We start from the raw sequence: 8,429 nt of genomic DNA, 5'->3' as shown, positions 1-8,429 counted from the left end.
GGCGCGCTGCGGCGTTGCTCCTCACTTGTGTGGCTCGCCACACGGCGCTCGGAGCGCCTTGCATCGCATCCCGCCCAGCGCCCCCAAAACGGGAACTTATTTCGGGCCATGTCCTGATCAGCTCAGGGGATCGACTCTGATCAACGCAAGCGACAGGTTGTCGCCGCCGCCACGCGCCCGTTGCCGAGCCTTGCTTATCAACATCTCGCTGGCTTCGCGCGGCGGCAATGCATGCACAATGGCGCCCAGTTCCTTTGGGGTGAAGTAATGCCACAGCCCGTCGCTGCAGGCCAGGACGCTGTCGCCGATTTCTAGTCGATCGACGTGCCCTGAGCTCAAAGGAGGATCCTGAGTCGTGCCCAGGCAGCCGGTCAACAGGTTCGACTGCGGATGGTTGTTGGCTTCCTCCTCGGAAAGCTGACCCTCGTCGACGAGCCGTTGAACGAAGGAATGATCGATGGTGCGCGTCACCATCTCCGGCCCGCGGAAGTGATATATCCGCGAGTCGCCGGCATGGATGACGTCGCACTCGCGATTGGGGCTCACGATGAAGGCTGCGACCGTGCTGTGCGGTTCTTCTTCGGAGGTGATGGCCGTGAGTTTGATCATGAGGTGCGCTTCGAGCACCAATTGCTTCAAGGCTTCGGCGGCATCGTCGCGCGCAGGCACATAGCGCTCGAACAATTGTTGGGCGGTGAGAATGACTTGGTCGGCAGCCTTTCTGCCGCCACTCTTGCCCCCCATTCCATCGGCTAGCACGCCAAGGGCGCAGCCCGGAACGCGGGTGTGTGGGAGGATTTGCACCTGGTCCTGCTGGTAGGCGCGATCACCTCGATGAAGGCCAGTGGCGGCCGAAAGGCGATAACCCAGCGTCGTGGTGCTCATGGCGAAAACTATAATCGTTTTGCATTTCCCGCCATCGCGGGATTAGCGCGAATAAAGGCGCTTGACCGCGCTCCATGAACGACAACCTACATTCCCTGCCACGCAGGCTCATCGAGCTTCGCATGGAACACGCCGATCTCGACAGCCTGATCGACAAGGCATCCATAGAGCGCCCGGACGACGAACTCGTCCTGCGCCGGCTGAAGAAGCGCCGCCTCGCGCTTCGCGACCAGATCTGCAGGCTGGAAGCCCAACTGGACCCTCCCGAGCCTGCATGATCGACACGCCCACCGCATTGCATGAGGCCGTGTCGCACGCGTTTGCGCGCGGCGGTTCGTTGTCGCAGGCCGACGCACGCTACGTCGAGCGCGACGTGCAGCTTCACATGGCCCTGCAGGTGGCGCGTGCCATCGATGCACGCGAGGCGCTGGTGGCCGAGGCGGGCACTGGTGTTGGCAAGACCTTCGCTTATCTGGTGCCGACGCTGCTGTCGGGCGCGCGGGCCTTGATCAGCACTGCGACGAAGAGCCTGCAGGATCAGTTGTTCCTGCGTGACTTGCCCAGGCTTCGCGAGGCGCTGCAATTGCCCGTGACCGTGGCCTTGCTCAAGGGCAGGGCCAGCTACCTCTGCCTGCACCGGATGAACCAGGCGCGGCAATCGGCGCAACTTCCCGATCGTTGGGCGGTGCGCACGCTTGCCAAGGTGGAGCAGTGGTCCCACAAGACGGTGGCCGGTGACCTCGCCGAGATGGAAGGCTTGGACGAGCGAAGCAACGTGATCCCGCTCGTGACCTCGTCGCGAGAGAACTGCCTCGGCACCGATTGCCCTGAGTATCGGCAATGCCATGTGATGAAGGCTCGGCGCGATGCGATGGTCGCCGACGTGGTGGTGGTAAATCATCACCTGTTCTTTGCCGACATGGCCCTGCGCGACAGCGGTGTTGCCGAACTGCTGCCAAGTGTGGAAGTGGCTGTGTTCGACGAAGCGCATCAACTCGCCGAAGCGGGCGTGCAATTCCTCGGAACGACGCTCGGAAGCGGACAAGTGATCGACTTTGCCCGCGACATGCTCGGAATTGGCCTGCAGCAGGCTCGGGGCCTCGCACCCTGGCAAGACATCGCGGCCGGATGCGACCGTGCTGCCCGTGACCTGCGGATGGCTTGTGCGGGTGCGATGCGCGAGGTGCGGGGCAACCTGAAGCTTCGGTGGGAAGAGCGCGGGGACCGGAACGATTTCCTTGAAGCGCTGGCTGCGTTGGCGACAAGCTGCGCTCAGGCCAAGGAAGCGCTCGATGCCGTCAGCGAGATTGGCCCCGATTTCGACAAGCTCGGCGAACGCGCCTCGCAGCTCGCATCGTTGGCAAAGGCTTTCACTCAGGAGGCGGATGTCGGTAATGTCCGCTGGATAGATCTCACGCCGCATCAGTGCAGGCTGGTCGAGTCGCCGCTCGACATTCGCGACGCTTTGCGCGAGCAGATCGGCCGTGCGCGCAAGGCTTGGATTTTCACCTCAGCCACGCTTGGTGACGACGAGCGTCTGAGCTGGTTCACGGAGTCGGCCGGGCTCGACGAGGCAACGACATTGCGCGTGGGCAGCCCCTTTGACTACGTGAATCACGCACGGCTCTACGTGCCTCGCAACTTTCCGAAACCCAACGAGCCCGATCACCCGAACGCGGTAGGGTGTCTGGCCGCCGAGTGTGCCCGTGCGCTGGGCGGGCGGACCTTCGTGCTCACCACGACGCTGCGCGCGCTGCAAGCCATCGGCGAACAGTTACAAGAAGACTTTGACAGGCAGGGCGATGACATCCAGGTACTGCTGCAGGGGCAGGTGCCCAAGCGACAACTGATGCAGCAATTCCTCGCCCAGCCGAGGTCCGTGCTCGTAGGCTCGCAAAGTTTTTGGGAAGGCATCGACGTGCCCGGCGACGCACTGCAGTGCGTGTTGATCGACAAGCTGCCGTTCCCGCCGCCGAACGATCCTCTGGTCGAAGCGCGGGTGAAGCGCTTGGAGCGGGAAGGGCGCAACCCCTTCGCCGACTACTTTGTCGCCGAGGCGGCAGTGTCATTGAAGCAGGGTGCGGGCCGTTTGATCAGAAGCGAAACAGACCGCGGATTGCTCGTGGTTTGTGATCCGCGATTGGCCGGTATGAACTACGGGCGTCGCTTGCGCGAGGCCTTGCCGCCAATGACGCAGGTGATGTCGCAGGAAGAGGCGCTGGCCTGGCTCGCCGAGATCTCAGGTATCGGCCTGCCGTTCGTTTGAACGACCGGTCAGATCACCAGAACTGCCACCACGCGCGGGTCTTGGTGCGAAGGCCCTCGGCCGTCAGGTACTGGCTCGTCGGGTAGTTCTGGCTCAGCACGCGTTGTGCGTCGTCGCGCAACTGGGTAAGGCCGAGCTTGTCGTAGCTGCGCATCATGATGAAGAGCGCTTCTTCGGTTGACGGCGATTGCTGGAACTCGTTCACTGTCTGCTGCGCGCGGTTTGCGGCGGCCACGTAGGCACCTCGGCGGAAATAGTAGCCGGCAACGTGCACTTCGTAGGCGGCGAGCGAGTTCGTGATGTAGTTCATCCGAACCTGAGCGTCTTCGGCGTAGCGCGACTGTGGAAACTGCTCGACCAGTTGCTTGAATGCCTGGAATGCATCTCGCGAAGCCTGCTGGTCGCGCTCGGACAAGTCCTGGCGAGCGAAGCTGCCGAGAATGCCGAGGTTGTCGTTGAAGTTGATGAGGCCTTGCAGGTAAAGTGCGTAGTCTATGGCCGGGCTCGTCGGGTGCAGCTTCACGAACCGTTCGAGCAGTTGTAGCGCTTGCGCCTTCTCGCCCATCTTGTAAAGCACGTAGGCATGTTCGATCTCTGCTTGCTGCGACAGCAACGTGCCGGCGGCGCGGCCTTCGAGCCGTTCGAAGAGCTTGCCTGCGCGCTCGTAATTGCCACTGGCGGCTTCGCTCTTGGCCTCTGAATACAATTTGTCGGTCGACCAGCCCGAGGTTTCGTCCTTCGGCGACGTACCGCAGCCGACGACGAGCCACGAGGCCACCAGAACCGACATTACAAGGCCCGAGGCCCGAACCACCGAATGCTTCAAATCCATGTCCTGATGGGGTGCGACACGCACCGCCGTCCCGTCGAAAAATGAGTCCGGATTATAGGGTTCAGGGTTCGGACGATTCCCTGGTCGATGCCGAGGTGGCGGCCGACCCGGACAGTCCTTTTGCGGACGAGCCTGAGAGGCGCGAAAGCGCCGTGGGTGACACCATGCACGGCGTGCGCTTGGACAGGGCGCTCGTTGCATTTGTGCCGGAGTTTTCACGCAGCCACCTGCAGACCCTGATTGACGCCGGGCACGTCACGGTCGAGGGGAGGGTGGCGACATCGGCGTCACGCAAGGTGCTGGCTGGCCAGCGAATCGTTGTCGAACTCGTTCCCACGGCGGAAAGCCAAGCGTTCCGGCCGGAGTCTGTGCCGTTGTCCATCGTGTTCGAAGACGAGCACCTTCTGGTTCTGGATAAGGCCGCAGGCGTCGTCGTGCACCCTGCGGCGGGCAACTGGTCGGGCACGATTCTGAACGGCCTGCTCGCCCATCACCGCGTCGCGGCGACGCTGGCTCGGGCCGGCATCGTGCATCGACTCGACAAGGACACGTCGGGGCTCATGGTCGTCGGTAAGACTTTGCAAGCGGTGACGGCGCTGGTGCGAGAGATTGCGGCGAGGCACGTCCACCGCGAATACCTGGCCATCGCCCACGGCATTCCACGATCCGATTGCATGCGCATCGACGCGCCCATTGGCCGCGATCCGAAATCAAGGGTCCGCATGGCCGTGGTTGCCTCGGGCAAGCCTGCTCGAACCGACGTGGATGTGGTGAAAAGCGGCGGTACATACAGCGGGCTGCGTTGCACGCTGCACACCGGGCGGACACACCAGATTCGCGTGCACCTGGCGTCAAAGGGACATCCATTGGTCGGCGACACCGTTTACGGCGGCTCGTCCGCGCTCGGCATGCAACGCCAGGCGCTCCATGCGGCGAAGCTGGCTTTTCAGCATCCGCTGCTAGACACGCCGCTCTCTTTCGCGGCTGAACCGCCGGCCGATTTTGCAGCCGCATGGCAACAGATTGATAACCCCACGGACCGCAACGCCTGAGCTTCGATACAATGCTGCGATCCTTCATGACATTGCCGACATTTTTCCCGTGGGCCTCGAGGCCACATTGGCGGCAAGCGTGAAGTGGGCCGCGCCCCGAGGGCGCGACGACGGGTTCCACGCGAGGTGCGCGACGAACCCACGGACCACCAGCAATGCCGTCAAGCGACGCACCTGCCCCAAGTGAATGAGGGCAAGGCCGTCGAGGCTGATTGGTTGAATTCGAGACCCTCTGACCCAAGCAGCCGGCACAACCGGCCCAGTATGTGAACGAAGTTTCATGAACACACAGGATGCAAAGCGCGTCCTAGAGACAGCGCTCATCTGTGCTCAGCAGCCCATGCCGCTGCGAGACATGCGTGCTCTTTTCGCCGACGAGATCGGCCCAGACACCCTTCGTGCCATGCTCGACGAGTTGGTGCGCGACTGGGAGGGCCGCGGCGTGGAGCTGGTGCCGCTGTTCACAGGCTGGCGCTTCCAGAGCCGACCAGAAATGCGCGAATTCCTCGATCGGCTGAATCCAGAGAAGCCGCCGAAGTATTCCCGGGCCGTGATGGAAACGTTGGCGATCATTGCCTACCGGCAGCCGGTCACACGCGGCGACATCGAAGACATCCGCGGCGTGACTGTGGCGAGCCAGATCATCAAGCAGCTCGAAGACCGCGGCTGGGTTGAAGCGATCGGATATCGAGAAGCGCCCGGACGGCCTGCGCTTTTGGCGACGACAAAGCAGTTCCTCGACGACCTTGGGCTCGCGAGCCTGGAGCAGCTGCCTTTGATCGGTGCGACCGGTGAAGGCGTGGACAAGATGTCCGAAAGCCTTGCCGGGCAACCGTCGTTGATCGATCCGCAGGCAGCTCTCGCACTTGATGATGCCGGGCAACCGGTAGTGGATGGCTCCGCGATCGAACTTGGCGAGACCATTGAGCCAAGTGGCGTCGCCGTGTCTGTCCAGGACTCGGCCGATGAAACGCACGACGGCAGTTTCGTCCCCTCTGACGGAGACAAAGTTCCGGCAGCCGACGAGGTTCTTCGCGCTGACGTCGAGCCCCACCCCAATCAGGCGACCACATCCGGCGAGCTCGCCGACGAATCCCGCACAGATCCTTCCCTTCCTTCAACTGAGCCTGCGGCCGATGCCGCTCCGACGGAACCTCAAGCATGAACGCCAACGCAGATGATGCGACCAATTCGGACACCGAAGCTCAGGCTCCGGCACCCTCGGGTGATGAAGGCCAGCACGCGCCGGCCAAGACTGTGCGCCGTAAGCGAGCGGTGAAGGCCACGGAAGCCGCTCCGGTCGAGGCGGTGCTCGCTGCCGAGTCAACGTCCGCGGAAGCCGAGGGAGAAAGTCCGAAGCCTGCACGCAAGCGTCGTGCGGTGAAGGCTTCGGAAGTTGCGGCGGAAATCGCTCCTTCCGAACCGACTGCCCAACCGGCCGTGGCGGTCGCAAAGCCTGCACGTAAGCGTGCCAAGTCGAAGGTCGAAGCGGCGCAGATGGAATTGATGCCAGAGCCGGTCGCTGAAGTGCCCGTGCCTATCGCCGTCGCGCCTCTCGGAGATCCGATGAAGCCTGCACCATCTCAAGACTTGGCCCATGAAACGGTTCCGCCCGTTTCAGGCGGCGAAGGCGGTGGTTCCGAGGTGTCCGCCGAGGGCGTGCCCAACACGGAAAGTTCGGGCGAGGGCGGCCCGCGATCGGAGCGTTCGCGCCGACGCAATCGCCGTGACCGTAAGCGCGGCCGTGGCGAGGGTTTTGTGAACGAAGGCGGTTCGGACGAGGCCCGCCACCAAGTCAGCGCTGATGACGGCGATGACGAAGACGACGGCACACCCGCCGCCGAGCCTACCCCCAACCTCCCGCCGGCCGACCCGGGCGAAGTCTTCGCGCAGGTTCTGTCCGGCGAATTCGACGTCGACGGCGAAGCCGCCGAAGAGCCCGTCCCGCACAAGCGCGTGCTGCTACCCGAACCCGACGCGCCCAAGCTTCACAAGGTTCTCGCGCAGGCCGGCGTCGGCTCCCGCCGCGACATGGAACAGGCGATCCTCGACGGGAAGGTGGCAGTCAACGGCCAGACGGCCCACGTCGGCCAGCGCATCTGCTTTGGCGATCGCATCGCCATCGAAGGCAAGCCCGTCAAGGTGCGCATCGTGCCGCCGCCGCCACGCATCATTGCGTATCACAAGCCGGTAGGCGAGGTCGTGACCAATGACGATCCGCAGCATCGCCCGACAGTGTTTCGTCGCCTGCCACGCCTGCAGCAGGGCAAGTGGCAGTCGGTGGGGCGCCTCGACCTGAACACGGAGGGCCTGCTGCTCTTTACAAATTCGGGCGAACTCGCCAACCAGTTGATGCATCCGCGCTTCGGCGTAGAGCGCGAATATGCGGTGCGCGTGCTCGGCAAGCTCGACGAGGACTCGAAGGCCGAACTGCTCGACGGCGTAACCGTCGACGGCCAGACGGCCAGCTTCCGGTCCATCGAAGACGGTGGCGGCGAGGGTGCCAACCACTGGTACCGCGTCGTCATCACCGAAGGTCGCAATCGGGAAGTGCGCAAGCTCTTCGACGAGGTGGGCTTGACCGTGTCCCGCCTGATCCGCATCCGCTACGGCACAGTGGTGCTGCCGCGCGGTCTCAAGCGTGGCGTGTGGGTTGACCTGGGCCAAGACGATGTCCGTGCCATTCGTCGCCTCGCCGGCGGCGGTGAAGGCCACGGCCAGCAGCGTCAGGGCCAAGGCCGTGAGGAGCGGGGTGCGGGCGGGCGCAACAACAAGCGTAACGACCGGACCGATCGTGGTCCGCGCAACGACAGAAACGACCGCGGCTCGCGCAACGGGCCGCGTCCGGGTCGCCCGCCGGAGCCAATGCGCGCCGACATCCCGCGCGATCGGGACGACCGCGACTTCGATGGTGACGAGGAAATCGATCACTCCCGCATTCCGAATCCGTTGGAGCAGACCTTCGACAAACGCTTCGTACAGAACCCGCGGACGTCGGTCGGCGGACGCGGCTTTCGAAGCGGCGGCGGCGGCTTTGGCTCGGGCGGTAGTGGCCCCAATCCTGGACCGAAGAAGGGCGGCGCGCGGGAACCCGATCCGCTTCAGACTTCCGTCGGCTACATCGGCGCCGACGCCTTTCATCGAAAGGGCAACCGCGGAGGCGGTGGTGGCCGGGGCGGCAATCGCGGTGGCGGTGGTGGTGGCTTCGGTGGGGGGGGCGGAGGCGGCGGTGGTGGTGGCGGCTTCGGTGGGGGTGGCGGAGGCGGCGGTGGATTTGGAGGCGGCGGTGGCGGCCGTCGCGGTCGCTGATCGTGACCGCCTTGCCTGCCCGTCCCCGGTGAGAACAAGCTCGAATGTGTTCAAGCGATACAATGCAAGTCTTTGCCAAGACTTT

7 protein-coding genes are annotated in these 8,429 nt (G+C 63.9%); 5 read left to right on the top strand and 2 right to left on the bottom strand.

Going from position 1 to position 8,429, the window contains the following annotated elements:
• Window positions 1-117 precede the first annotated feature (117 nt).
• A complete protein-coding gene (locus AC30NL_RS14060; RefSeq protein WP_489464619.1) occupies window positions 118-885 on the bottom strand; it encodes a PP2C family protein-serine/threonine phosphatase in 768 nt (255 codons plus the stop codon).
• Between the two features lie 74 nt (window positions 886-959).
• Between AC30NL_RS14060 and AC30NL_RS14055 the strand changes: the two genes are divergently transcribed.
• Together AC30NL_RS14055 and yoaA are read left to right on the top strand one after the other, a co-directional pair.
• Window positions 960-1,163: a YdcH family protein gene (locus AC30NL_RS14055; RefSeq protein WP_489464618.1), complete on the top strand. Its 204-nt coding sequence runs from the start codon at window positions 960-962 to the stop codon at window positions 1,161-1,163.
• Window positions 1,160-3,151, top strand: a complete 1,992-nt coding sequence (gene yoaA / locus AC30NL_RS14050; RefSeq protein ID WP_489464617.1) for a DNA repair helicase YoaA — start codon at window positions 1,160-1,162, stop codon at window positions 3,149-3,151. Before AC30NL_RS14055 ends, yoaA begins: the two co-directional genes overlap by 4 nt.
• 13 nt (window positions 3,152-3,164) lie before the next feature.
• On the opposite strand, the gene AC30NL_RS14045 is transcribed toward yoaA, so the two are convergent.
• Complete coding sequence (locus tag AC30NL_RS14045) at window positions 3,165-3,965, bottom strand: outer membrane protein assembly factor BamD (protein ID WP_489464621.1); 801 nt, start codon at window positions 3,963-3,965, stop codon at window positions 3,165-3,167.
• A 59-nt stretch (window positions 3,966-4,024) separates the two neighbouring features.
• On the opposite strand from AC30NL_RS14045, the gene AC30NL_RS14040 reads away from it, so the two are divergent.
• The 3 genes from AC30NL_RS14040 (at window position 4,025) to AC30NL_RS14030 (ending at window position 8,344) form a co-directional block, all read left to right on the top strand.
• Window positions 4,025-5,035 carry an RluA family pseudouridine synthase gene (locus tag AC30NL_RS14040; protein WP_489464616.1) on the top strand — a complete coding sequence of 337 codons (1,011 nt, stop codon included), beginning with the start codon at window positions 4,025-4,027 and terminating at the stop codon, window positions 5,033-5,035.
• Between the two features lie 280 nt (window positions 5,036-5,315).
• Window positions 5,316-6,200, top strand: a complete 885-nt coding sequence (gene scpB / locus AC30NL_RS14035; protein ID WP_489464615.1) for an SMC-Scp complex subunit ScpB — start codon at window positions 5,316-5,318, stop codon at window positions 6,198-6,200.
• Window positions 6,197-8,344 carry a pseudouridine synthase gene (locus AC30NL_RS14030; RefSeq protein WP_489464614.1) on the top strand — a complete coding sequence of 716 codons (2,148 nt, stop codon included), beginning with the start codon at window positions 6,197-6,199 and terminating at the stop codon, window positions 8,342-8,344. The genes scpB and AC30NL_RS14030 overlap by 4 nt, the downstream gene beginning before the upstream one ends.
• The last annotated feature ends 85 nt before the right edge of the window (window positions 8,345-8,429 follow it).

Origin of the sequence: Rhizobacter sp. (assembly GCA_021153565.1) — a bacterium.
Lineage (GTDB): Bacteria > Pseudomonadota > Gammaproteobacteria > Burkholderiales > Burkholderiaceae_C > Albitalea.
The sequence above is the reverse complement of the archived record's forward strand: the minus strand, read 5'-3'. Positions and strand labels throughout refer to the sequence as shown.

Coding starts and splice junctions, on each gene's coding strand:
- AC30NL_RS14040 (WP_489464616.1), top strand. CDS start 4,025: ATGAGTCCGGATTATAGGGTTCAGGGTTCGGACGATTCCCTGGTCGAT.
- scpB (WP_489464615.1), top strand. CDS start 5,316: ATGAACACACAGGATGCAAAGCGCGTCCTAGAGACAGCGCTCATCTGT.
- AC30NL_RS14055 (WP_489464618.1), top strand. CDS start 960: ATGAACGACAACCTACATTCCCTGCCACGCAGGCTCATCGAGCTTCGC.
- yoaA (WP_489464617.1), top strand. CDS start 1,160: ATGATCGACACGCCCACCGCATTGCATGAGGCCGTGTCGCACGCGTTT.
- AC30NL_RS14030 (WP_489464614.1), top strand. CDS start 6,197: ATGAACGCCAACGCAGATGATGCGACCAATTCGGACACCGAAGCTCAG.
- AC30NL_RS14060 (WP_489464619.1), bottom strand. CDS start 885: ATGAGCACCACGACGCTGGGTTATCGCCTTTCGGCCGCCACTGGCCTT.